Below are 23628 nucleotides of genomic sequence, written 5' to 3'. Positions count from 1 at the left end.
GCTCCCCCTGCCCAGGCAGGCCCCCGCCCCTGAATTCGGATGCGGCGGACCGCTCCCGCCTGCGATGCTCCGGTCCCATGCCCGCACGACGTATCAAGCCGAGCCTGTACATCTCCGTCGACATCGAGGCGGACGGCCCGATCCCCGGCCCCTACTCCATGCTGAGCCTGGGCGCCGCCGTCGCCGGTGCACAGGATGCCGACGGATTCACCGCCGCCGACCCCGAGCAGCTGACCTTCTATCGCGAACTGCGGCCGATCAGCGATGAGTTCGTGCCCGAGGCCCTCGCGGTGAGCGGACTCGACCGGGAGCGGCTGAGGTCCGAGGGAGCGGAACCCGCGCTCGCGCTGGCCGAGTTCTCCGACTGGGTCCGGGAGGTGAGCGCGGGTGCCCAGCCGGTGATGTGCGGCTATCCGGCCTCGTACGACTGGACGTTCCTGTACTGGTATCTGATCCGCTTCACGGGGGCGAGCCCCTTCGGACACTCGGGCTGCCTGGACATGAAGACCCTGTACGCGACGAAGGCCCGCCTTCCGCTGCGGGCCGTCGCCAAGGGGACGATGCCCCGGCATCTGCTGTCACGGCGCCGCCATACGCATCACGCCCTCGACGACGCCGTGGAGCAGGCCGAGCTGCTCGCCAATCTCATGCTGTGGCCGGGTCCCGGGTCGGGACCGGTACCTGATTGAAGCCGTAGTACAGGGCGAGCAGCCCGTGTGCGGCGAGGGTGAGAGGGGCCGAGACGAAGGCCAGGCCGACCGTGACCGGGTAGGCCAGGGAGCCCAGCGCGAAGCGGGCACGGGTCGCCCGGGCCGCATCGGCGTCGACCCGGGCGTCGAAGAGGTGGCCCGTCCGGGTCAGATGCCACCACAGGGCCTGGAAGGCAGCGGCCATCAGCACCATCACCAGGCTGTAGACCGCCGCCGCCACATGTGAGGCCTTGTCCGCGCGCAGGTACTCCGCGAGCATCGCCGTCGGCCAGGGCACGGCGGCCACCACCATCAGCACCAGCAGGTTCAGGAACATCAGCGTGCGGTCGACACGGGCCACGTAGCTGAACACCTGGTGGTGGTTGACCCACATGATGCCGATGACCAGGAAGCTCACCACATAGGCGGCGTACGACGGCCACTGCGCGCCCAACGCGTGCCACAGGCCGCCGTGTTCGCCGACCTCGGGAACCTTGATCTCGAGGATGAGCAGGGTGATGGCGATGGCGAAGACGCCGTCGCTGAAGGCCTCGACCCGGCCGGACTCACTCGTCATGGGACACAGGGTGCCCCATCGGCCACCAGTTCCTCACCCGCTTTCATCGGATGGGTCACGTCCCGTGCCTCCTGGCCCTTGCCGAGGTGGTTGAAGACGAGGTTGAGGAGGACGGCGGCCACACAACCCGTGGAGATGCCCGAGTCGAGGACGATCTTCGCGGTCTCCGGGAACGCGTGGTAGAAGTCCGGCTCGGTGATGGGGATGAGGCCGACGGCGAGCGAGACCGCGACGATCAGGACGTTGTTGTCCTTCTCCAGGCCGGCCCGGGCCAGGGTCTGGATGCCGCTCGCGGCGACCGAGCCGAACAGCACCACACCCGCGCCGCCGAGCACCGGCCGCGGTACGACGGCGATGAGCGAGGCGGCCATGGGGCACAGGCCCATCAGGACCAGGAAGCCGCCGCCGGTGGCGACGACGTAGCGGCTGCGGATGCGGGTCATCGCGACCAGGCCGATGTTCTGTGCGAAGGCACTGCACATGAAGCCGTTGAAGAGCGGGCTGAGGGCCGAGCCGAGGGTGTCGGCGCGCAGGCCCGCGGCGATGGTCCGCTCGTCCGCGGGACGCTCGACGATCTCGCCCAACGCCAGCATGTCGGCGGTCGATTCGGTCATCGAGACCACCATCACCACGCACATGGAGAGGATCGCGGCGAGCTGGAACTGCGGCGCCCCGAAGTGGAACGGGGTCGGGAAGCCGACGACGTCCGCGTGCGCGAGCGGGCCGAAGTCCGTGACGCCGAACGGGATCGCGACGAGCGTCCCGGCGACCAGGCCGAGCAGGACGGCGACCTGCTTGACGAAGCCGCGGGTGAAGCGGCGCAGCGCGAGGACGATCAGCAGGGTGATACCGGCGAGGGTGAGACAGGTCGTCGAACCGTAGTCGTCCGCGGCCGGGTTGGACCCCTGCGCCCAGCCGAAGGCCACCGGGAGCAGCGAGACGCCGATCAGTGTGATGACCGTGCCGGTGACCACCGGCGGGAAGAAGCGGACCGCCTTGCTGAAGAAGGGGGCCGCCACGAAGCCGAGGATTCCGGCGACGATCACCGCGCCGAAGATGACCGGGAGGGCGTCGGACTTGTCCTTGGTCGAGGCGACGATGGCGGTCATGGGGGCGACACCGGCGAAGGTGACCCCGTTGACGAAGGGCAGCCGGGCGCCGATCTTCCAGATCCCGAGGGTCTGCAGGAAGGTGGCGAGGCCGGCGGTGAACAGACAGGCGCCGGTGAGGAAGGTGAGTTCGGTGCCGGTCAGACCTACGGCGGCGCCGACGATCAGGGGCGGGGCGACGACTCCCGCGTACATGGCGGCCACGTGCTGAAGCCCGGTGGTCGCCATCTTGAGGGCGGGGAGTTTCTCGTCGACTGGGTGGCGCTGGACATCGGGGTGAGCGGACACGGCGGCTCCTCCGGTCGGGTGACACGTCGGCTCTGACGTGGGTTTCAGGGAGGTGGTGCGCGGGCGTGGGGGCACCTCCCTGCTCGAGCGCAGCCGGGAGCTCGGGCTCGGGGGAGGGACCGGGGACCCTTTCGGGGTCGGGACGGGGACCGTCCCGGGGCGCGCGCGTTCACGCACGCCCCGGACGCGGCCGCCATGGATCCCGCTCGGGTCCATGGCTTCCGGCCGGGAGCCGTCCCTCCCGACCGGAGTCCTTCGGTTGCTCAGCCCTGGGCGGCGATCCGTGCCAGGCGCTGGGCCTCTTCCCGCGTGGAGCGGGCGATGGCGCCCTCGTCGACGTGCAGCAGGCGGCCGTGCTCGACGATCTGCCGGCCGTTCACGAACGAGGCGGTGACCGGTGCCGCCGCGCCGAAGACCAGCGCGGTCACCGGGTCGGCGATGGAGGCGTGGGCGAGGGTGTCGAGCTTCCAGAGCACCAGGTCGGCGAGCTTGCCCGGCTCCAGGGAGCCGGTCTCGGTGGCCCGGCCCAGGACCTGGGCGCCGCCGTAGGTGCCGAGGCGCAGCGCCTGCCGGGCGTTCAGGGCGGACTCGCGGTGGGCGCCGAGGCGGTTGATGAGCAGCGCGTTGCGCAGCTCGGTGTGCAGTTCACCGGACTCGTTGGAGGCGGTGCCGTCGACGCCGAGGCCGACCGGGACCCCGGCGGCCAGCATGTCGGGGACGCGGGCGATGCCCGCCGCCAGGCGCGCGTTGGAGGACGGACAGTGGGCGACACCCGTCTTGGTACGGGCGAAGGCGGCGATGTCGGAGTCGTTCATATGGACGCAGTGGGCCATCCACACGTCCTCGCCGAGCCAGCCGGTGGACTCGAAGTAGTCGGTCGGGCCCATGCCGAACAGCTCGTGGCAGAACTTCTCCTCCTCGACCGTCTCCGAGCCGTGGGTGTGCAGGCGCACGCCGAGGCGGCGGGCCAGCTCGGCACCTTGTCGCAGGAGTTCGGTGGAGACGGAGAACGGCGAGCAGGGGGCGACGGCGACCTGGGTCATCGCGTCGAAGGAGGCGTCGTGGTGTTCCTTGACGGTCTGCTCGGTCGCGGCGAAAGCTCCCTCCAGCGTCTCGACGGCGAAGTCCGGGGGCAGGCCGCCGTCCTTCTCGCTGCGGTCCATGGAGCCGCGGGCGAGGGTGAAGCGGACGCCGGTCTCCCGGGCGGCGCGGATGATGGCGCCGGACAGGTCGCCGGAGTTCTTCGGGTAGACGTAGTGGTGGTCCATGGCGGTGGTCACGCCGCCGCGGGCCATCATCGCCAGTGACCCCTGGGCGGCCGCGTACACCATCGGCTCGTCGATGCGCGCCCAGGTCGGGTAGAGCGCGACCAGCCAGTTGAAGAGGTTGTGGTCGGTGGCCAGGCCCCGGGTGATCCACTGGTAGAAGTGGTGGTGGGTGTTGATCAGGCCGGGGGTCACGAGGTGGCCGGAGGCGTCGATGCGCCGTACGACGTTCTCCAGGCCTTCGGGGGCCTTGCCCGCGCCGAGCGACTCGATGCGGTTGCCGGCGATGACGACATGACCGGTGGCGTACTCGGTGTCGTTCGCGTCGACCGTCGCGATCGAACAGTTCTCGATGACGATGCGCTGGGCTGCTGCCATGGTTCGTCCTTTGCGCTGTGTCGGAGAGGGCACGGCAGGACCCTGGGAGTTTGAGTGCCGCGGCCGGGGAGCGAGTGGGGCGGGGCTCTCCGGCCGCGGGTGCCGAAAGAGGGTTCTTACAGGTTGGTGAGGTCGACCGGGATCTTCGGCTCGCAGCCGTCCCGCACGATGGTGGCCTCGATGAGGCCGTACGGGCGGTCGGCGGCGAAGTAGACAGCCCCGTCTTCGGTGGCGTTCTTCAGCCCGAAGGGCGCCAGGTCGACGAGGAAGTGGTGCTTGTTCGGCAGCGAGAAGCGGACCTCGTCGATCTCGCTGCGGTTGTTGATGATGCGCGCGCCCATCTGGTACAGCGTCTGCTGCAGCGACAGCGAGTACGTCTCGGCGAAGGCCTGGAGCAGGTGCTTCTTCGTCTGCTCGTAGGACTTCTCCCAGTTGGGCATCTTCTGCTCGTCGTCGGTCCAGTTGAACCGCCAGCGGGCGGAGACCTGGGTGGCCAGGATGCGGTCGTACGCCTCCGGGAGCGTCGTGTACTTGTCCTTGACGTAGCCCCAGAACTCGGAGTTGGTCGAGTTCATCACGACCAGGTCCTTGAGACCCGAGATGACCTCCCACCGCTCACCGTCGTAGGTGATCTGGGTCAGCCGGGTCTCCTGGCCCTGGCGCACGAAGGAGTGCTTTACCTCGTCCGCACCGATGAACCTGGAGTTGGCGTCGGAGGCCTCGATCCGCTCCCAGGCGTACTCCTCGATGCGGATCCGGGCCCGGTGGATCGGCTCCTGGCTCGTCACGAAGTGGCGGGCGAGATGGATGCCGAACTGCTCGGCGGACTCGATGCCGTATTCCTTGGCGAACGCGTACACCGTGTTCTTGGTGGTGTCCGTCGGCAGGACGTTGGCGTTCGAGCCGGAGTAGTGGACCTCGTCCATGTCGCCCGAGAGCGCCACGGAGACGTTGAGGTCCTTGATGTGGTGGGTGGCGCCGTCCCGCGTGATCTTTACGACTCGGTTCTCGGCCTTGCCGTACTGGTTCTGTCCCAGGATCACAGGGCGGGCGGGCCGGGAATTGTCAGTCATGTTTCTGCTAGCTCCCTCGGTAAACGGAGTAGCCGAACGGGTTGAGCAGCAGCGGTACGTGGTAGTGCTCCCCGGGGTTCACGGCGAAGGTGATCGCCACCTCGGGGAAGAACACGTCACCGCTGTCCCGATTCGCGGGGGCGTCCTGCTGCGCATCGGCTTGCTTCTTCACAGATTCTTCGAAGTACGCCTCGACCGCGAAGTCGAGCCGTACGTGGGTCGTCCCCTCCGGCAGGTCCGGAAGGTCCTTGCACCGCCCGTCCACGTCGGTCGCGGAGCCACCGAGCGCCTGCCATGCGGCGTCTCGGCCGCTGCGGGCCGCGAGCTGTACGGCGACGCCCTCGGCGGGGCGGCCGACGCTGGTGTCCAGGATGTGCGTGGACACGGAAGCGGTGGTGCTGGTGCTCATGCTGCTCTCAGTCCTCTTCGACGATGCGGGCGAGCCGGATACGGTTGATCTTGCCCAGCTCGGTGCGGACGATCTCCCGCTCCTGCTCCGGCGGGTTGCCGATCCGCTCCTTGAGCGCGTCGCGCATCTGCTCGCCGGTTCTGCCGGTGGCGCAGATGAGGAAGACATGGCCAAACCTGTCCTGGTAGGCGAGGTTCAGCTCGAGCATCTCCGCCTTGAGCTCCGCGGAGGCGCCGGCCATGCCGCGCTGCTCCCGGGCGGAGGTCGGATCGCCGGGCTTGGGGCGGCCGATCGGCGGGTGCCCGGCCATCGCCTCCGCGAGGTCCTCGGGGGTCAGCTCGGCCATGGCGGCGTCGCCGGCTTCGTAGAGGTCGTCGGCGGTGGCGTACGGGCGGCCGGCGAGCAGCCGCCGGACCCACGCCGTGGAAGCGCACGCCTCATGAAGGGCGGCGAAGGCCGCGGGCTCCTCCAGGACGTTGAACCGGGCCAGGCCCGTGGGCGTGGAAGTGGAAGTCACGGGAGCCTCCGTGGCCGCGAACGGCCTTCGTGCTGAACGGGCTGCGAACAGCTAACGCCCTCCGAAACACGACGTCAACACTTTGTTGAAAATTCCGCGTAACAAGCCCGAAGGGGCGCTCAGCCCTCCTTCTCGCGGTTCAGATAGTTGTAGACGGTGAAGCGGCTCACCCCGAGCGCGCTCGCCACGGTCTCCACTCCGTGCCGTACCGAGAAGGCGCCGCGCGCCTCCAGTATCCGTACGACCTCCTGCTTGGCCTTGCGGTCCAGATCGGCCAGGGGCTTGCCCTTCTTGCGCTCCATGGCCGCCAGGATGTGGTCGAGGGAGTCGGCGAGCTGGGGCAGGCGCACGGCGACGACGTCGACGCCCTCCCAGGCGAGCACGACGTCGTCGGGGCCGGCCTCGTCCGGCGGGAGCATCTCCCCGCCCATGGCGTCGACCAGCGGCTTCACGGCCGTGATGAAGGGTTCGTCCCTGCCGGTCACTCGCCCTCCCCGATGACGTTGACCTGCAGGGAGATCCGGGTGGCGCCGGCCTCCAGGGTCTTGCGCAGCAGCGCGTCCACGGCGGTCAGCACCTCGTCGGCGCCACCCTCCGCGGTGTTGCCGAACGGGCCGACGTCGACCGCGTCCAGCTTCGCCGCCCCGATCACCTCGCGGGCCACCAGCGCGTGCGCGGGCGCCTCGTCCAGGTCGAAGGGCTCGGTGGTGAACTCCACTTTCAGTCGCACTGTGCCCCCATGGCATCTGCTCGGACCCACGCGTTCCGCAAGGTCCACGACCGGGGTGGGTACACCCCGCCCGCTGGGTGAGACCTTAACCGACCCACCCACACACCCGGCCCCCGAAAGCACCCCCGGATTCCGCTCCCCACCCCGGGCTGCAGGCGCCAGGTGAACGGGCGACCGAGGCGGCGACGCCCGCATCGCACGGCTCCCGGGGTCCGACTGCCCAGACCCCCCGCAGGACCCCTCACCTCTACCCGCAGCGGCACGTTCTCGCGGGGCCCCTTGACAGCTCTCCCCAGGCCCAGGCAATCTTCCATTACGCAGAAACAAACTTCCGCAATACGGAATCACTAACGGAAGGGAGCGCGGCCCCGATGGGATTCGCAGACCAGCGCTTCAACGTCAACCTGTCGATCCTCTTCACGGAACTCCCGCTTCCGGAGCGCCCCGCGGCCGCCGCCGCGGCCGGCTTCTCCGCGGTCGAGCTGTGGTGGCCCTGGGTCGGCTCCCCCACCCCCGAGCGGTCCGAGCTCGACGCCCTGAAGAAGGCGATCGAGGACGCGGGCGTACAGCTCACCGGGCTGAACTTCTACGCCGGACAGCTCCCGGGCCCGGACCGTGGCGCCCTGTCGGTGCCGGGTGAGGAGTCGGAGAGATTCCGCGCCAACATCGAAGTGGCGGCGGACTTCGCGCAGTCGCTGGGCTGCACGGCCCTGAACGCCCTGTACGGCAACCGCGTCGACGGCGTGGATCCGGCGGCGCAGGACGCCCTGGCACTGGAGAACCTGGCCCTGGCGGCCCGTGCCGCCGACCGCATCGGCGCGATCCTGCTGATCGAGGCGCTCAACCGGCCGGAGTCTCCGCTGTACCCACTGCTGTCGGCCCCTGCGGCGGTCGGGATCGTCGACAAGGTCAACGACGCGACGGGCCTCGGCAACGCGCGCTTCCTGATGGACCTCTACCACCTGTCCATGAACGGCGAGGACCTGCCGTCGGTGATCGAGCAGCACGCCGCGAAGACCGGCCACGTCCAGATCGCCGACAACCCGGGCCGCGGCGCCCCCGGCACGGGGACGCTCCCGCTGGAGGAGCTCCTCGACCAGCTGCGGAAGGCCGGTTACGAGGGCTGGGTCGGTCTGGAGTACAAGCCGGGCGACCGCCCGAGCGCCGACGCCTTCGACTGGCTGCCCCACGAGGCACGCGCCGCCCGCTGAATCACCCCCCGTACCGAGAGGCACCCCCAAGATGAGCAACCCCGCAGATTCCTCCCGCCCGTCGATCGCCTGGATAGGCCTCGGCATCATGGGCTCCCCCATGTCGGAGAACCTGATCAAGGCGGGTTACGACGTCACCGGCTTCACCCTGGAGCAGGACAAGCTCGACCGCCTGGCCGCCGCCGGCGGCACCGCGGCCGGCTCCATCGCCGAGGCCGTCGAGGACGCCGACGTGATCATCACGATGGTGCCCGCGTCCCCGCAGGTCGAGGCGATCTCCTACGGCCCCGACGGCATCCTGGAGAATGCGAGGTCCGGTGCCCTGCTGATCGACATGTCCTCGATCACCCCGCAGACCTCGGTCGATCTGGCCGCGGCCGCGGCGGAGAAGGGCATCCGCGTCCTCGACGCCCCCGTCTCCGGCGGTGAGGCCGGCGCCGTCGAGGCCGTACTGTCGATCATGGTCGGTGGCAGGCGGGCCGACTTCGACGAGGCGGAGCCGATCTTCGAGGCGCTCGGCAAGACCATCGTGCTGTGCGGCCCGCACGGCTCCGGCCAGACCGTGAAGGCCGCGAACCAGCTGATCGTCGCCGTGAACATCCAGGCGTGCGCCGAGGCCGTGGTCTTCCTGGAGAAGTCGGGCGTGGACCTGACGGCCGCCCTGGACGTCCTCAATGGCGGCCTGGCGGGCTCGACCGTGCTGACGCGGAAGAAGGACAACTTCCTGAGCCGCGACTTCAAGCCGGGCTTCCGTATCGACCTGCACCACAAGGACATGGGCATCGTCACGGACGCCGCCCGCAACGTCGGCGCCGCCCTCCCGGTCGGTGCCGTGGTCGCCCAGCTGGTCGCCAGCCTGCGCGCCCAGGGCGACGGCGGCCTGGACCACTCGGCTCTGCTGCGGGCCGTGGAGCGCCTCTCCGGCGCCCAGGTCTGATCCCGCTCCCAGAACTTCCGGGCGGTGCCGCCGCCGACATCTGTCCTGTCGCGCCCAGGCGTCGGCGCCGCCCGGAATCTACTTCAACAAACTGTTGACGCCTCGATCACCCCAAACCTAGGCTCCACAAAGCGGAAGTCGAATTCCACAGAACTCCGCTGCCCCCTCGCACGGAAGGTCCACGATGTCGAAGCGCGTGCTCACGACAGAGTCCGGCGCCCCGGTCGCCGACAACCAGAATTCCGCCTCCGCCGGCGTCGGCGGTCCGCTCCTGCTCCAGGACCAGCACCTCCTGGAGAAGCTGGCGCGCTTCAACCGAGAGCGCATCCCGGAGCGCGTGGTGCACGCCCGCGGCTCCGGCGCGTACGGCTACTTCGAGGTGACCGACGACGTCACCGGCTTCACATACGCCGACTTCCTGAGCACCATCGGCAAGCGCACCGAGGTCTTTTTGCGCTTCTCCACCGTGGCGGACAGCCTGGGCGGCGCGGACGCGGTGCGCGACCCACGCGGCTTCGCGGTCAAGTTCTATACGGAAGAAGGCAATTACGACCTCGTCGGGAACAACACCCCGGTCTTCTTCATCAAGGACCCCATCAAGTTCCCGGACTTCATCCACTCGCAGAAGCGCGATCCCTTCACGGGTCGTCAGGAGCCGGACAACGTCTGGGACTTCTGGGCGCACGCCCCCGAGGCCACGCACCAGGTGACCTGGCTGATGGGCGACCGCGGCATCCCGGCGTCGTACCGCCACATGAACGGCTACGGCTCGCACACCTACCAGTGGACGAACGCCGAGGGCGAGGCCTTCTTCGTCAAGTACCACTTCAAGACCAACCAGGGCATCCGCTGCCTGAGCGGCGAGCAGGCCGCGGAGACCGCGGGCAAGGACCCGGGCTCGCACCAGACGGACCTGCTCCAGGCGATCGAGCGGGGCGTCAACCCGTCCTGGACGCTGTACGTCCAGATCATGCCCGCGGCCGAGGCGGCCGACTACCGCTTCAACCCCTTCGACCTCACCAGGGTCTGGCCGCACAGGGACTACCCGCTCCAGCGCGTGGGCCGGCTGGTCCTGGACCGCAACCCGGACAACGTCTTCGCCGAGGTGGAGCAGGCCGCGTTCTCCCCGAACAACTTCGTCCCGGGCATCGGCCCCTCCCCCGACAAGATGCTCCAGGGCCGCCTGTTCGCCTACGCGGACGCGCACCGCTACCGCCTGGGCGTCAACCACACGCAGCTCGCCGTGAACGCCCCGAAGGCGACGACCGCGCAGAACTACGGCCGCGACGGCTTCATGGCGGCCAACGCCCAGGGCCGCCACGCCAAGAACTACGAGCCGAACTCGTACGACGGCCCGGTGGCGACCGGCCGCCCGCTGTCCACCCCGCTGGCGGTGACCGGCCACACCGGCACGCACGAGGCCCCGCAGCACACCAAGGACGACGACTTCTTCCAGGCGGGCGAGCTGTACCGGCTGATGTCCGAGGAGGAGAAGTCCCGTCTCGTCGCGAACATCGCCGGCGGCCTCTCGCAGGTCTCCCGCGACGACGTGATCGAGAAGAACCTGGCTCACTTCCACGCCGCCGACCCGGACTACGGCAAGCGCGTGGAGGCGGCGGTCCGCGCCCTGCGCGAGGACTGAACTCCCGCACCGCGTCCCACTGAACGGCCCGGATGAGGGGTGGCCGTCCGGACACGGTGCGGGCAGGTGAGGACCGCGGCGGCGTGCGAGCCAGTGCGGTGGTGAAGGCTCCGGTTCCCCTTCTCGACCTGAGGGGAGGGCGTTTCCGGTCCGTCGCTGCCGCCGCGGTCCCAGCCACACATCACAGACTCCGTCCGGCGGCGCGAATGTCCTGTCGCGCCCAGCCTCGCGCCGTCGGACGGCCAGGGCTCCTCGGGGGTGCGGATCCGTCCGCCTCGCAGGAGCCTTTACTCATGACATATCCACCGACCGAGTTTCCGCACATCGTGGTGCACCCCCCGGCCCTGGACGGCTCCCGGCGGGTGACCGAGGGCGACGTGACCCTCGGGATCGCGTCCCATCTGGACGACGTGGTCGAGATCCTGCGCATGGCCGACCTGGACCGGATCGAGGTCGAGGAGAGCGACCTGATCGAGTGGCAGGGCGGCGGGCCCGAGGACTGGCCGGGACTGATGGAGCCTGAGCCCTGACGACACGCGTACGGCACCGGGCGTACCGCTGCCTACGGCACCCTCAAATCAACCTCTGAACACCGCCGCCGAGGCTTCGACCACCCCCACCGGCGGGCACATTCCCGGCACGCGGGGCCCGCCGGCACGGTGGCGGCCGACGCCCGCACAGGGGGTGTGTCATGAGCGGAATGCCGACGGTCCGGCTGGAGCCGTACGAGATCGCGCTGATACGGGGCGGTCCTCGCGCCGCCGTCACGGTCGCGGTGCTGGATCTGCATCTGCGCGGCGCCGTCGGTGCGGCACGGGCCGGGACGATGCGAACCTCGGGACCCGTCAGCGGGCAGGAGCTGCCGCCCCTGACCAGGGCCGTGCACGCGGCCCTCTACCGAAGCGCGGGCATGCGGCAGTTGCTGGCCCGCCCGGGCGTGCGCTCGGCACTCGCCGAGGCACGCGGCCACCTCGCGGCCGACGGGCTGCTGCGCTCCTTCCCGGCGGGCCGCACCCGAACCGCCCGCCGCAGCCTGAAGCAGTGGCGCGAACGCAATCCCCTGCCCGCCGATCGGACCGGCCTGTCGGCACGGGACACCCTGCTCGCGGTCGCCCTGTACGGCGACCGGGCGCTGACCGTGCTCGCCCCGCGCTTCGCTCGGGAGGCGGGGCTGACCGGCCGGGGCGGGACCACGGAGTACGATGTGCCGCGCTCCTCGTGCGGCGGGGGCGGCTTCACCTGCGGCTCGGTGTGAAGGCCCGCGGGTCCGCCAGGAACGCCAGCGTGTGCCGCAGGAACAGGTCCGGGCGCTCGTTGTACGGCTCGTGGGCCGTCGGCAGCAGCACGCTCACCGTGTGCCGGGGCAGGGTACGCCGGGCCCGGCGGCCGTCCAGGAAGACGGGGACGACCGGGTCGCGGCGCCCCCACAGCAGCAGGACGGGCACGTCGATGGCGGCCGGGTCCTTCGGCCCGAACCCGGGGTCCGCGAAGCCGCGCCAGATCGCGCAGTGCACCGCAAGCTGCTCGCCGCGGTGCGGCAGCCGGCGGACCCGCTCGAAGGTGGCGCGGGCGCTCGGGGTGCGGCGCGCGCCCAGGTAGGCGCGGGCCAGCGGGACCACGAGGTGCCGGGCCACGGCCGGGCGCCCCATCACCTCGCGGCAGAACCATCGGGTGACCGCGTTCTGGGGCGTGAATCCCGCGGGGTCGACCAACACGAGCCCGGCGATCCGTGCCGCGTACGCCCCCTCGGCGAGCCGGCACGCCACGTATCCGCCCACGCTGTTGCCGATCACCGTGACCGCGTCCTCGCCGTCCAGCGCGGCCAGGACCCGCTCGGCCACCTCGACCAGGCCCTCCGGGGAGACCAGCCGCGGGTCGGGCGCGGTCGAGTCGCCGTAGCCGGGCCAGTCGACCACGTAGGTGCGGTGCCGGTCGGCGAGGGCGGCCAGTACGGCGTCGTAGTCGCGCCCGTCGCCGGGGTTGGCGTGCAGGAGCAGGACGGCGGGCGCACCGGGCGGGCCTTCGCAGCGAACGGCTGTGTCGCCGAGTGGCGTGGGGACGGTGATGCGCATGGGCCCGATCATGCCGGATCGCTGCGCTGCTTGGGGCGGGTTCCGGGGGTGCGTGTGCCGGGTTCCGTGCGTTGCCGGGAACGGGTTGTTCGTGGCTGGTCGCGCAGTTCCCCGCGCCCCTTTTTGTCGGTGCTTCGCACCTACAAAAAACAGGGAGGCGGTCCGTCCCCCTCGGACGGGCCGCCCCCTGGTTCCGGTGAGTCAGACCTTCAGGGTTTTGATCGACGTGGGTGCGTGGGACGGGTCTGTGGCCAGTTCCTCGAACTCGACGACGTTGGAGATGTCGTTGGTGGTCGACATGGAGATGTTGGTGACGCGCTCCAGGATCGCTTCGACGACGACCGGCACCTGGAACTCGGCGGCGAGCTTCTTGGCCTGTTCGAAGGCGGAGCCGAGTTCGTTCGGGTCGGTGACGCGAATCGCCTTGCAGCCGAGGCCCTCGGCGACCTTGACGTGGTCGACCCCGTAGACGCCGAGCTCGGGCGAGTTGATGTTCTCGAATTCCAGCTTGACCTGGAAGTCGATGTCGAACGCCCGCTGCGCCTGGCGGATCAGGCCCAGGTAGGAGTTGTTCACGAGGACGTGGACGTACGGGATCCTGTGCTGGGCGCCGACCGCCAGTTCCTCGATCATGAACTGGAAGTCGTAGTCGCCGGAGAGGGCGACGACGGACGCCTCCGGGTCGGCCTTCGCCACGCCCAGTGCCGCCGGGACGGTCCAGCCGAGGGGGCCCGCCTGGCCGCAGTTGATCCAGTGCCGGGGCTTGAAGACGTGCAGCATCTGGGCTCCGGCGATCTGCGAGAGGCCGATGGTGGAGACGTACCGGGTCTCCGGGCCGAAGGCCTTGTTCATCTCCTCGTAGACGCGCTGCGGCTTGATCGGGATGTCGTCGAAGTGCGTACGGCGCTGGAGGGTCGCCTTCTTCTCCTGCGCGGCGGCGGCCCAGGAGGAGCGGTCGGGCAGCCGGCCCGCCGCCCTCAGCTCGCGCGCCACCTCGACGAAGAGCTCGAGCGCCGCCTTGGCGTCGGAGGCGATGCCGTAGTCGGGAGCGAAGATCTTGCCGATCTGGGTGGGCTCGATGTCGACGTGGACGAACTTCCGGCCGGCCGTGTAGACGTCCAGCTTGCCGGTGTGGCGGTTGGCCCAGCGGTTGCCGATGCCGAGGATGAAGTCGGACTCCAGGAAGGTCGCGTTGCCGTAGCGGTGCGAGGTCTGCAGGCCGACCATGCCCGCGTTCAGCTCGTGGTCGTCGGGGAGGACACCCCAGCCCATCAGGGTCGGGACCACCGGAGTACCCGTCAGCTCGGCGAACTCGACGAGGAGTTCGGCCGCGTCGGCGTTGATGACACCCCCGCCGGCGACGATCAGCGGACGCTCGGACTCGTTGAGGAGCCCGATCGCCTTCTCGATCTGCGGGCGGGTCGCGGCGGGCTTGTAGACCGGCAGGGGCTCGTACGTCTCCGGGTCGAACTCGATCTCGGTGAGCTGGACGTCGATCGGCAGGTCGATCAGGACCGGGCCGGGGCGGCCGGAGCGCATGAGGTGGAAGGCCTGCTGGAAGACACCGGGGACCTGGGCCGCCTCCAGCACGGTGACCGCCATCTTCGTGACCGGCTTGGCGATCGAGGCGATGTCGACGGCCTGGAAGTCCTCCTTGTGGATCACCGCGGTCGGGGCCTGGCCGGTGATGCACAGGATCGGGATCGAGTCGCCGATGGCCGAGTACAGGCCGGTGATCATGTCGGTGCCGGCGGGGCCGGAGGTACCGATGCAGACGCCGATGTTGCCCGGGTGGGTGCGGGTGTAGCCCTCGGCCATGTGCGAGGCGCCCTCGACATGGCGGGCGAGGGTGTGGTTGATGCCGCCCGAGGCTTTGAGCGCCGCGTAGAAGGGGTTGATCGCCGCGCCCGGCACACCGAACGCGGCGGTGACGCCCTCACGCCTGAGGATCTCAACTGCCGCGCGGGCAGCGGTCATACGAGCCATCGAGTACTCCTGCTTCGGCTGTCGGATGCGTACTCCCGTCGCGCCCCGCGGTGAGCACTGTGTCCCGAGTTTTCATTTCTTCCGCTTGCTTCCGCATTGCGGAATTAAACTTCTACTATCTGGAATCAATGTAGGTGGATGGCCGAAGGTCGTCAAGAGAGGGACAAGCGGGGTCCGGCAGGAGCACGATGGGACCGCTGTCCCGACGCGAGGCCTTGGAGTCGGCCATGTCCGAGAGCGTGCCGGTGCGCTGTCCGGCCTGTCGGCGCGAGCACGTCTACACCGCGCCGTCGTATCCCTGCGTGTGTGGTGCGGCGGTCGCGCCACCGCTCGACCGCGGGGCCGCGGCGACGGCCGTCACCCACCGCGTCTGGGACCAGGACTGGGTCACCGTCCACTGCCCGTCCTGCGGACGCCGCGACGAGTGGCCCCAGCCGGAACTGGGCTGCGACTGCGGCACGGTCCTGCGCATACCGGTCACCGACGGACGCCCCGGCGAGGACACGGATACGTGGGTGGACACAGGCCCGGGTGCAGGTGCGAGGGCAGGCGAGGGCTCGGGTCCTGGCGCGGGCTTGGAGGCGTTCCTGGGCGGGGGCGCGGACTCGGGCACGGCGGCGGGAGCAGACGCAGATCTCGACACGGGCGCGGAGGAAGCGGGCGCCGACGCAGGCACGGGCACCGGTTCGGCCCCCGGACCGAGCGGAGGTGCAAAGGCCGGGCCGGTCACGGGTGCCGGTACCGACGCGCGTGCGCAGCGCGCCCAAGGTCGCTCCGGCACGGGCCGCCGCGCAACCCACGACAGCTCCGGCCATGACCGGCACGCGGGCCCCGGCCGCTCGGGCGCGGAACCGCACACCGGTCCCGGCCGCCCCGCCGCAGACCCACTCGCAAGCCCCGGCCGCACCGGCACCGGCTCGCCGCCCACCCCCGACCGCCGCAGCCAGGGCTCACCGCCCGCGCCCAGATCCCCCCAGCGCCGACGCGCCTTTCAGCCCATCACCATCCGTACCGCCCGGGACGCCGTCACCGTCGCCGCGCTCTATCTGCGGTGGCTCGGTTACCGGAACATCCGGCGGGCCGATCAGCGGCCGCCGTCCGGTGTCGGGCTCGCCGCCCGTGGGATCGTGGCCCAGGTGGATCCCACCGTCAGCCCGGCCTCCCTGCGGGACGTGGAGTGCCTGTGGCTGACGGCGATGGTGGAGTCGACCGACTGCGTCTACTTCTCCCTCGCCGGGTACACCGACGACGCCCGTGCCCGCGCCGACTCCCTGGGCATCCCCCTGTTCGTCCTGGACCTCACGGGCACCCCGCAGCCGACGAACAGCCTTGCCGACGATCTGAACGCCACCGGCGCCTGAGCTACTCGCCGTACTTCTCCCGCAGTTCGACCTTGCGCACCTTTCCGGACACCGTCATCGGGAAGGAGTCGAGGATCTGCAGCCTGCTCGGGATCTTGTAGTGCGCGAGGCGTGCCTGGCAGAAGACGCGCAGTTCCTCCAGCGTCAGCGGATCGCCCGCGTCGTGCGGGATGACGCAGGCGAGCACCTCCTCGCCGTACTTCTCGTGCGGCACCCCGACCACCTGGACGTCCCTGATCTTGGGGTGACGGTAGAGGAACTCCTCGATCTCGCGCGGGTAGATGTTCTCGCCACCCCGGATGATCATGTCCTTGATCCGGCCGACGATCTCGACGTACCCGTCCTCGCGCATCACCGCCAGATCGCCGGTGTGCATCCAGCGACCGGGGTCGATGGCCTCGGCGGTCTTCTCGGGCTCGTTCCAGTAGCCGAGCATCACGCTGTAGCCGCGGGTGCACAACTCGCCCGCGGCGCCGCGGGGCTGGGTGACGCCGTCCACCGGGTCGACGACCTTGACCTCCAGGTGCGGCAGGACACGGCCCACGGTGCCGGTGCGGTGCTCCAGGTCGTCCTCGATCCGCGTCTGCAGGGAGACCGGGGACGTCTCCGTCATGCCGTAGCAGATGGAGACCTCCTCCATGTGCATCTCGGCCACCACCCGCTTCATCACCTCGACCGGGCAGGGCGAGCCCGCCATGATCCCGGTGCGCAACGACGACAGGTCGTACGTCGCGAAGTCGGGGAGGTTCAGCTCCGCGATGAACATGGTCGGGACGCCGTACAGCGAGGTGCACCGCTCCCGCTGCACCGCCTCCAGCGTGGCCTTCGGGTCGAAGGACGGCGCCGGGATGACCATGCATGCGCCGTGCGAGGTCGCCGCCAGGTTGCCCATCACCATGCCGAAGCAGTGGTAGAAGGGCACCGGGATGCAGATCCGGTCCTGCTCGCTGTAGGCGATCGACTCACCTACGAAATAGCCGTTGTTGAGGATGTTGTGGTGGGAGAGGGTGGCCCCCTTGGGGAAGCCCGTCGTGCCCGAGGTGTACTGGATGTTGATCGGGTCGTCGCAGGACAGCTCGTTCCCGCGGGCCCTCAGCTCCTCGGCCCGGTCGGGCGTCGCGCGTCGCAGCAGCGCCTCCCAGCCCGGATCCCCGATGTACACGACCTCCCGCAACTGCGGGCAGCCGCCGCGCACTTCCTCGACCATCGCCCGGTAGTCGCTGGTCTTGTGGCTGAGGGAGGCGAACAGCAGGGAGATGCCGGCCTGGTTGAGGACGTACTCGACCTCGTGGGTGCGGTAGGCCGGGTTGATGTTGACCATGATCGCGCCGATGCGGGCGGTGGCGTACTGGACCAGTACCCACTCGGCACAGTTGACCGCCCAGATGCCCACCCGGTCGCCCTTGGCGACCCCGCTCGCCAGCAGCGCGTACGCCAGCTCGTCCACGTCCGCGGAGAACTCGGCGTACGTCCAGCGCCGCCCCGACGGCACGTCGACGAGCGCCTCCCGGTCGGGCCGGGCCGCGACGGCCCGGTCCAGGTTGGCTCCGATGGTGTCCCCGAGCAGGACGGTCCCGCTCGTCCCGTGCGTGTACGACAGCTCTCTCGTTGCGGTCACCGGAAGTCCTCCTCGCGGTACTCGTTCCCCGAACCCGCGGCCGTGGCCTCGCGCAGCTCGATCCGGCGGATCTTGCCGGAGACGGTCTTGGGCAGCTCGCCGAACTCCAGCCGGCGGATGCGCTTGTAGGGGGCGAGGACCTCGCGGGAGTGCTCGAAGAGCACCTTGGCGGTGTCGGGTCCGGGCTCCCAGCCCTCGGCGAGGACGATGTACGCCTTGGGCACGGCCAGACGCAGTTCGTCCGGTGCGGGCACGACGGCCGCCTCGGCCACCGCCTCGTGCTCCAGCAGGGCGCTCTCCAGCTCGAAGGGACTGATCTTGTAGTCGGAGGCCTTGAAGACGTCGTCCGCGCGGCCCACGTAGGTGATGTAGCCGTCGGCGTCGCGGGAGCCGATGTCGCCGGTGCGGTAGTAGCCGCCGGCCATCGCCTCCGCCGTACGGTCGGCGTCGCCGTGGTAGCCGGCCATCAGGCCCACCGGTTGTGCGGACAGGTCGAGCGCGATCTCGCCCTCGTCGGCGCCCGGTGCGCCCGACACCGGGTCGAGCAGTTCCACGCGGTAGCCCGGGCTCGGCCGGCCCATGGAGCCGGTCTTCAGCTCCTGGCCGGGGCTGTTGCTGACCTGTACGGCGGTCTCGGTCTGTCCGAAGCCGTCCCGGATCGTGACCCCCCAGGCCCGGCGGACCTGCTCGATCACCTCCGGGTTCAGGGGCTCGCCGGCGGCCACCGCCTCGCGGGGCGGGGTGCGCAGCTGGGTGAGGTCGGCCTGGATGAGCATGCGCCAGACGGTGGGCGGGGCGCAGAAGGTGGTGACCCCGGCCCGGTCCATCTCTGACATCAGACGGGCCGCGTCGAAACGCGTGTAGTTGTGGATGAAGACGGTGGCCTGCGCGTTCCACGGGGCGAACAGATTGGACCAGGCGTGCTTGGCCCAGCCGGGCGAGGAGATGTTGAGGTGTACGTCGCCGGGTTCGAGGCCGATCCAGTACATGGTGGCCAGGTGCCCGATCGGGTACGAGGCGTGGGTGTGCTCGACCAGCTTGGGGCGCGCGGTGGTGCCCGAGGTGAAGTAGAGCATCAGCGGGTCGTCGGCGAGGGTCTCGCCGTCGGGGGTGAAGTCGGCGGAGGCGGCGTAGGCGTCCTCGTACGGCTGCCAGCCCTCGGGCGCGCCGCCGACGGCGATGCGCGTGTAGCGGCCGGGCACCTCGTCGAACTTCCCGGTGTCGGCCGAGCGGACGAGTACATGCCGGACCCGGCCGCGCTCGACGCGGTCGCACAGGTCGGCGGGGCCGAGCAGCGGGGTGGCGGGGATGACGACGGCGCGCAGCTTCATCGCGGCCAGCGCCGTCTCCCACAGCTCGGCCTGGTTGCCGAGCATGACCAGGATGCGGTCCTCGGCCCGGACGCCGCGCGCCCGCAGCCAGTTGGCGACCCGGTCGGAGCGGTCGGCCAGTTCGGCGAAGGAGAGCCGGGTCTCCTCGCCGTCCTCCTCCACGATGTGCAGGGCGGTGCGGTCGTTCCCGTCCGCGATGACGTCGAACCAGTCCAGGGCCCAGTTGAAGTGTTCCGGGCGCGGCCAGGTGAAGCCCTCGTAGGCCGTGGCGTAGTCCTCGCGGTGTTCCAGCAGGAAGTCCCGCGCGCTGCGGAAGAGCTCCGTGGCCGTCGTCATCTGTCCTCCTAGGTGCCGGCTTGGTGCCGGACCATTGCCGGGCGGCTCTCTGGCATCGTGTAATCCGTGATGCAGGTCTCACTACCCCCGAATGGGGGTGTGGGTCGCACAAAAGCCGCGACGAAGGGGTGAAACAGGTGGCAGGAGACCCCACGGGGGCGGTCGAGATCAGAAGTGCGCTGGCCCGGCTCCGGCGCACGACCGGTCTCCCGGTCGCCTTCGGCGGCCTGGTCGAGTCCGGCCGGCCGCAGATGCGCATCAGCGAGCTGAGCGGCACCAACACCACGGCCCTGCGCTCGCTCGCGGTGACCTCGGGCAACGGTCTGGGCGGCAAGGCGGTGGCCCTGGCCCGCCCGTGCGCGGTGACGGACTACTCCTCGTCGCGGCAGATCAGCCACGAGTACGACGCGCCGGTGGCCGCGGAGGGCATCCGCTCGGTGTTCGCGGTGCCGGTGGTGGTACGGCGCCGGGTGCGGGGCGTGATCTACGGCGCCCTGCGCACGGCCCAGCCGCTGGGCGACCGCACGCTGAGCTCGGCGGTGGCGGTGGCCCGGGACGTGGAGCAGGCGCTCGTCGTACGGGACGAGGCGCGCGGACTATTGACGGCGGCCCGGCCGGCGCCGGCCGCCGACACGGACGCGAACGCCGCCTGGGAGCAGGTGCGCGAGGCGCACGCGGCGCTGCGTGCCCTGGCGCCCCGGATCACGGACCCTCAGCTGCGGGAGGAACTCCTCGCCGCCTGCGGTCTGCTGACGGCGCCGAAACCGGCGGGGGGTGTCGTTCTGGCGCCGCGCGAGCTGGACGTCCTGGCCTGTGTGGCCGAGGGTGCGACGAACGCGGGGGTGGCGGACCGGCTGGGGCTGCGCCCGGAGACGGTCAAGGGCTATCTGCGCTCGTCGATGCGCAAACTGGGCGCCCACACGCGAGGGGAGGCGGTGGCGACGGCACGCCGGTCGGGGCTGCTGCCCTAGCCGTAAGGAAGCCTGCCTATTCATCGGCGGGCACCCTGAATTGCCCTGTGCCTACCCTCTGTTATTTCCCTCACCACGCCTTCCGTCCGAATTTCAAGGTTCGTTGCCTAGAATTTGAGCCGGGACACGACACACGAGGGGAGCGGTGACCGTGCGACGGGACTTCCAGGAGCCTGCGAGATGCCGCCCCGACCTGGTCATCGGCCGGGAGGAGCCGTTCGGCGCCGCGCGTGAGCAGCTCACCTCGGGCGGCAGTGTGCTCCTGCACGGCCCCGCAGGAATAGGGAAATCGACCGTCCTGCGGGCATTGGCAGCGGAATACGCCGGCGCGGCCCGCACCGTGTTGCGCTGCTCGGCCACCGAGTCCGAATCGCACCTTCCCTTCCTCGCGCTCGCCGACCTCTTCGGTCTGGTCCTGGACCAGGTCTCCGGCCGGCTCCCGGCGGCCCAGCGCACCGCCCTGGAGTCGGCGCTCACCGGTCGCGGCGAGTCCACGCTGCAGCGAGACGGTCTGGCCCTGCGCCTTGCGGTGCTGTCGGCGCTGCGCGTCCTGGCCGCCGAGGGCACCGTCCTGATCGTCGCCGACGATCTGCAGTGGCTGGATCCGGCCAGCGCGGAGCTGCTCGGCTTCGCCGCCCGCCGCCTCGGCGGCACCCCCGTTCAGCTGCTCTGCGCGGTCCGGACCGACGGTCAGGAGTACGACCGCCATCTGCGTGCCTCTCCGCCGGACACCGTCGCCGTACGCCTCGACCCCCTCTCCCGCAACCAGGTCTCCGCGCTCCTGGACCACCGCGGCTACACCGGTCTGCCCCGCTCCACGGTCCGCGAGATACACCGCACCAGCGGCGGCAACCCCCTTTTCGCCCTGGAGCTCGGCCGTGCCCTCGCCGAGAACCCGACCCCGCCCAGGCCGGGCGAGCCGCTGCCGGTGCCCACCTCGCTGCGGGCCCTGGTGCTGAGCCGCCTGGACATGCTGTCGGTCGAGGCCCGCCGCACGCTGCTGGTGGCCAGCGCGGGCGCGCGTCCCACACCGGCGCTGCTGCTCGCGGCCGGCCGGGAGAACGTCGAGGCCGAGTGCGCCCAGGCCGCCGAACTCGGCCTGCTCGCCACGGACCCCGACGGCCCGACCGTGCGCTTCGCCCACCCCCTCATATCGGCCGCCCTCTACGCGGAGGCGCCCGCCCACGAACGGCGTGCCGCGCACGCCGCGCTGTCCACCGCGGCCTCCGACCCGATCGAGCGGGCCCGCCATCTCGCCCTGGCCACCACCGGGACCGATCCGGACGTGGCCGCCCGGCTCGCCGAGGCCGCCACCCAGGCCCGGGACCGGGGTGCGCCGTCCGTGGCCGCACAGCTCGGCCTGCTCGCCGCCCGCCACACCCCGGCCGACACCCAGCCCGGCCCGGACGAGCGCCGGCTCCAGGCCGCCGAGGACGCGATCACCGCCGGCGAGGTCGACCTCGCCCGGGACATCGCCCGCGAGGTGCTGACCCGGGCGACCGTGCCCGCGGACCGGGTGCGGGCCTGGATCATCGTGATCGACACGGCGGGCCACACCATGACGGAGGTCGACGCCGTCTTCCCGCAGGCCCTGGCCGACGCCGGGGACGACCCGCGGCTGCTCGCCCTGGTCCACTACCAGCTGGCCTGGCGGGCTCTCATCGTGGAGGGCGACTTCACCGAGGCCCGCGAGGCGGCCGCGCACGCGGCGGAGCTGGCCGAGCGCGGCGCCGACCGGCGCACCGAACTGCTGGCACTGGCCTTCCAGGCCCAGACCGAGACCCTCATGGGCCACCCGGCGGCCCCGGCGACCATCAAGCGTGCGCTGAAGGAGCCCCAGGACCCGAAGGTGGCCTGCCATCACAACGGCGCGGGCAGCGCCCGGTTCCGCTGGCTGGTCATGGGCGACCAGCTGGCCGAGGCCCGGGCGACGGTCACCGCGCTGCTGCGCGAGGTGCGTCGGCGCGGCTCGGTGGAGAGCGAGGTGCACTTCCTGCGTGGCCTCGCCGAGACCGAGCTGCGCGCGGGGCACTGCGGCCGGGCCCTCGACCTGGCCGGCGAGAGCCTCCGGCTGGCCCGGGACTCCGGGATCGGCGAGACTGCCTCCGCGATGCTCACCTCGCTCACCGAGGCCTCCGGCGGGGACGTGGACCGGGCGCTGGCACTGGCCCGGGAGGCGGTGGAGCACGCCGAGGAGGACGGCGACCAGATGTACCTGTCCCGGGCCCTCGGCGCCCTCGGATACGCCCAGTTGGTGGCCGGGGACCCGGCGGGCACGGTCCGCTCGCTGCGCCGGGTGCGCGAGCTGGAGCGGGGCCTGGGCATCACGGACCCGGCACGCGGCCGCTGGCACGGCGACCTCGCCGAGGCGCTGGTCCGGATCGGTGAAGGCGCCGAGGCGCAGGACGTCATCGACGTCACCCGGGAGCACGCCCTACGGCTCGGCCGGGAGAGTGTCCTCGCCGTCCTGGACCGGGCCGAGGCCCTGGTGCGCGCGGCCCACGGCGACCACGAGGCGGCCGAGTCCCAGCTGACGTCCGCTCAGGACCGGCTGGCCAAACTGGGGTACGGCCTGGAGGAGGCGCGGGCCGCCTTCGCGCTGGCCGCGCTGCGCGGCCGCCGGACCGGGCCGGCCGAAGGGGTGCGCCGCCACAACACCTCGTCGTACGACGAGGCCACCCGGCTGTTCCGGCGCTGCCGGGCGCTGCCCTGGCTGCGCCAGGTGGACGCGGCCCTAGCGGCGCCCGAGCCGGAGCCGGCCGCTGCCGCGGCGGCCGCCCTCGGCGGCCTCGACGGACTGGAGGGGCTGGCCTCGATGGAGCGTCAGGTGGCGGCGCTGGTCATGGAGGGCGCGACCAACCGGGAGATCGCCGCTCGCCTGTTCATCAGTGTGAAGACGGTCGAGGCGACGCTGACCCGGGTGTACCGCAAGCTGGGCATCCGCTCACGGGTGGACATAGTCCGTTTGGCGGCGGGACGGCGCGCGAAGTGAGAAGGCTGCCGGTTAACTGAGCCGGACCGAGGGTTTTCCCTGCCCTACTCCCCTAGGGGGTTCCCTCATTGGGCGGAGGGTGTACCGGCCCATAGCTTAAGGGCGTGCCGCTCGCCCGGGCACACGGGGCCGGTCC

At 70.9% G+C, this 23628-nt stretch carries 20 protein-coding genes and 1 pseudogene; 9 read left to right on the top strand and 12 right to left on the bottom strand.

Features of this window, described 5'->3' with window-relative positions; all coding sequences use genetic code 11:
- Positions 1–77 precede the first annotated feature (77 nt).
- Complete coding sequence (locus tag Q8A52_RS17690; protein WP_316753166.1) at positions 78–689, top strand: 3'-5' exonuclease; 612 nt, start codon at positions 78–80, stop codon at positions 687–689.
- Here the strand turns inward: Q8A52_RS17690 and Q8A52_RS17685 are convergent.
- From Q8A52_RS17685 to Q8A52_RS17650, 8 genes are all read right to left on the bottom strand, one after another.
- On the bottom strand, positions 646–1266 hold the full coding sequence (locus Q8A52_RS17685) for a TMEM175 family protein (RefSeq protein ID WP_316753164.1): 621 nt from the start codon (positions 1264–1266) through the stop codon (positions 646–648). The two genes, Q8A52_RS17690 and Q8A52_RS17685, sit on opposite strands and share 44 nt — an antisense overlap.
- Positions 1263–2663 (bottom strand): nucleobase:cation symporter-2 family protein, encoded by a 1401-nt coding sequence (locus tag Q8A52_RS17680; RefSeq protein WP_408649210.1) that lies wholly within the window; start codon positions 2661–2663, stop codon positions 1263–1265. The genes Q8A52_RS17685 and Q8A52_RS17680 overlap by 4 nt, the downstream gene beginning before the upstream one ends.
- A 263-nt stretch (positions 2664–2926) precedes the next feature.
- Positions 2927–4306 carry an 8-oxoguanine deaminase gene (locus Q8A52_RS17675; RefSeq protein ID WP_316753162.1) on the bottom strand — a complete coding sequence of 460 codons (1380 nt, stop codon included), beginning with the start codon at positions 4304–4306 and terminating at the stop codon, positions 2927–2929.
- Between the two features lie 116 nt (positions 4307–4422).
- Positions 4423–5379 (bottom strand): factor-independent urate hydroxylase, encoded by a 957-nt coding sequence (gene pucL / locus Q8A52_RS17670; RefSeq protein ID WP_316753160.1) that lies wholly within the window; start codon positions 5377–5379, stop codon positions 4423–4425.
- A gap of 7 nt (positions 5380–5386) precedes the next feature.
- Entirely contained in the window at positions 5387–5788 is a 402-nt protein-coding gene (gene uraH / locus Q8A52_RS17665; protein ID WP_316753158.1) for a hydroxyisourate hydrolase, read from the bottom strand.
- A gap of 7 nt (positions 5789–5795) precedes the next feature.
- A complete protein-coding gene (uraD, locus tag Q8A52_RS17660; RefSeq protein WP_316753156.1) occupies positions 5796–6305 on the bottom strand; it encodes a 2-oxo-4-hydroxy-4-carboxy-5-ureidoimidazoline decarboxylase in 510 nt (169 codons plus the stop codon).
- A 119-nt stretch (positions 6306–6424) separates the two neighbouring features.
- The gene (locus Q8A52_RS17655) at positions 6425–6790 is read right to left on the bottom strand and encodes a helix-turn-helix domain-containing protein (protein ID WP_316753154.1); all 366 of its coding nucleotides are present in this window, start codon (positions 6788–6790) and stop codon (positions 6425–6427) included.
- The gene (locus Q8A52_RS17650) at positions 6787–7035 is read right to left on the bottom strand and encodes a hypothetical protein (protein WP_316753152.1); all 249 of its coding nucleotides are present in this window, start codon (positions 7033–7035) and stop codon (positions 6787–6789) included. The genes Q8A52_RS17655 and Q8A52_RS17650 overlap by 4 nt, the downstream gene beginning before the upstream one ends.
- A 371-nt stretch (positions 7036–7406) precedes the next feature.
- Between Q8A52_RS17650 and Q8A52_RS17645 the strand changes: the two genes are divergently transcribed.
- The 5 genes from Q8A52_RS17645 (at position 7407) to Q8A52_RS17625 (ending at position 12080) form a co-directional block, all read left to right on the top strand.
- The gene (locus Q8A52_RS17645; protein ID WP_316753150.1) at positions 7407–8246 is read left to right on the top strand and encodes a TIM barrel protein; all 840 of its coding nucleotides are present in this window, start codon (positions 7407–7409) and stop codon (positions 8244–8246) included.
- Between the two features lie 31 nt (positions 8247–8277).
- Positions 8278–9183, top strand: a complete 906-nt coding sequence (locus tag Q8A52_RS17640) for a 2-hydroxy-3-oxopropionate reductase (RefSeq protein ID WP_316753148.1) — start codon at positions 8278–8280, stop codon at positions 9181–9183.
- Positions 9184–9367: 184 nt separating this feature from the next.
- The gene (locus tag Q8A52_RS17635) at positions 9368–10825 is read left to right on the top strand and encodes a catalase (protein ID WP_316753146.1); all 1458 of its coding nucleotides are present in this window, start codon (positions 9368–9370) and stop codon (positions 10823–10825) included.
- A 293-nt stretch (positions 10826–11118) separates the two neighbouring features.
- A complete protein-coding gene (locus Q8A52_RS17630; RefSeq protein WP_316753144.1) occupies positions 11119–11355 on the top strand; it encodes a hypothetical protein in 237 nt (78 codons plus the stop codon).
- 161 nt (positions 11356–11516) lie between these two features.
- Positions 11517–12080 (top strand): TIGR04222 domain-containing membrane protein, encoded by a 564-nt coding sequence (locus Q8A52_RS17625; RefSeq protein ID WP_316753142.1) that lies wholly within the window; start codon positions 11517–11519, stop codon positions 12078–12080.
- Here Q8A52_RS17625 and Q8A52_RS17620 read toward each other — a convergent pair.
- Together Q8A52_RS17620 and gcl are read right to left on the bottom strand one after the other, a co-directional pair.
- A complete protein-coding gene (locus Q8A52_RS17620) occupies positions 12061–12897 on the bottom strand; it encodes an alpha/beta fold hydrolase (protein ID WP_316753140.1) in 837 nt (278 codons plus the stop codon). The genes Q8A52_RS17625 and Q8A52_RS17620 overlap by 20 nt on opposite strands.
- Before the next feature lie 201 nt (positions 12898–13098).
- Positions 13099–14883 carry a glyoxylate carboligase gene (gcl, locus tag Q8A52_RS17615; protein WP_316753139.1) on the bottom strand — a complete coding sequence of 595 codons (1785 nt, stop codon included), beginning with the start codon at positions 14881–14883 and terminating at the stop codon, positions 13099–13101.
- 227 nt (positions 14884–15110) lie between these two features.
- Between gcl and Q8A52_RS17610 the strand changes: the two are divergent.
- A pseudogene (locus tag Q8A52_RS17610) lies at positions 15111–15377 on the top strand (hypothetical protein); the annotation flags it as partial.
- 868 nt (positions 15378–16245) lie between these two features.
- Here Q8A52_RS17610 and Q8A52_RS17600 read toward each other — a convergent pair.
- Entirely contained in the window at positions 16246–17862 is a 1617-nt protein-coding gene (locus Q8A52_RS17600; RefSeq protein ID WP_316753136.1) for an AMP-binding protein, read from the bottom strand.
- Positions 17859–19529 (bottom strand): AMP-binding protein, encoded by a 1671-nt coding sequence (locus Q8A52_RS17595; protein WP_316753134.1) that lies wholly within the window; start codon positions 19527–19529, stop codon positions 17859–17861. Before Q8A52_RS17595 ends, Q8A52_RS17600 begins: the two co-directional genes overlap by 4 nt.
- A gap of 137 nt (positions 19530–19666) precedes the next feature.
- Here Q8A52_RS17595 and Q8A52_RS17590 point away from each other — a divergent pair, with 137 nt between their 5' ends.
- Together Q8A52_RS17590 and Q8A52_RS17585 are read left to right on the top strand one after the other, a co-directional pair.
- On the top strand, positions 19667–20500 hold the full coding sequence (locus Q8A52_RS17590; protein WP_316753132.1) for a helix-turn-helix transcriptional regulator: 834 nt from the start codon (positions 19667–19669) through the stop codon (positions 20498–20500).
- A 145-nt stretch (positions 20501–20645) separates the two neighbouring features.
- Complete coding sequence (locus tag Q8A52_RS17585; protein ID WP_316753130.1) at positions 20646–23492, top strand: AAA family ATPase; 2847 nt, start codon at positions 20646–20648, stop codon at positions 23490–23492.
- The last annotated feature ends 136 nt before the right edge of the window (positions 23493–23628 follow it).

The sequence above is a fragment of the Streptomyces herbicida genome, assembly GCF_032656585.1.
Lineage (GTDB): Bacteria > Actinomycetota > Actinomycetes > Streptomycetales > Streptomycetaceae > Streptomyces > Streptomyces herbicida.
Note: the sequence above shows the minus strand (reverse complement) of the source record. Positions and strands in the feature narration are given on the sequence as shown.

What these genes read in the sequence shown, in the direction of transcription:
- Q8A52_RS17640 (WP_316753148.1), top strand. Translation starts at nt 8,278, where the DNA reads ATGAGCAACCCCGCAGATTCCTCCCGCCCGTCGATCGCCTGGATAGGC.
- Q8A52_RS17685 (WP_316753164.1), bottom strand. Translation starts at nt 1,266, where the DNA reads ATGACGAGTGAGTCCGGCCGGGTCGAGGCCTTCAGCGACGGCGTCTTC.
- Q8A52_RS17635 (WP_316753146.1), top strand. Translation starts at nt 9,368, where the DNA reads ATGTCGAAGCGCGTGCTCACGACAGAGTCCGGCGCCCCGGTCGCCGAC.
- Q8A52_RS17620 (WP_316753140.1), bottom strand. Translation starts at nt 12,897, where the DNA reads ATGCGCATCACCGTCCCCACGCCACTCGGCGACACAGCCGTTCGCTGC.
- pucL (WP_316753160.1), bottom strand. Translation starts at nt 5,379, where the DNA reads ATGACTGACAATTCCCGGCCCGCCCGCCCTGTGATCCTGGGACAGAAC.
- Q8A52_RS17690 (WP_316753166.1), top strand. Translation starts at nt 78, where the DNA reads ATGCCCGCACGACGTATCAAGCCGAGCCTGTACATCTCCGTCGACATC.
- gcl (WP_316753139.1), bottom strand. Translation starts at nt 14,883, where the DNA reads ATGGCTCGTATGACCGCTGCCCGCGCGGCAGTTGAGATCCTCAGGCGT.
- Q8A52_RS17645 (WP_316753150.1), top strand. Translation starts at nt 7,407, where the DNA reads ATGGGATTCGCAGACCAGCGCTTCAACGTCAACCTGTCGATCCTCTTC.
- Q8A52_RS17625 (WP_316753142.1), top strand. Translation starts at nt 11,517, where the DNA reads ATGAGCGGAATGCCGACGGTCCGGCTGGAGCCGTACGAGATCGCGCTG.
- uraH (WP_316753158.1), bottom strand. Translation starts at nt 5,788, where the DNA reads ATGAGCACCAGCACCACCGCTTCCGTGTCCACGCACATCCTGGACACC.
- Q8A52_RS17675 (WP_316753162.1), bottom strand. Translation starts at nt 4,306, where the DNA reads ATGGCAGCAGCCCAGCGCATCGTCATCGAGAACTGTTCGATCGCGACG.
- Q8A52_RS17630 (WP_316753144.1), top strand. Translation starts at nt 11,119, where the DNA reads ATGACATATCCACCGACCGAGTTTCCGCACATCGTGGTGCACCCCCCG.
- Q8A52_RS17595 (WP_316753134.1), bottom strand. Translation starts at nt 19,529, where the DNA reads ATGACGACGGCCACGGAGCTCTTCCGCAGCGCGCGGGACTTCCTGCTG.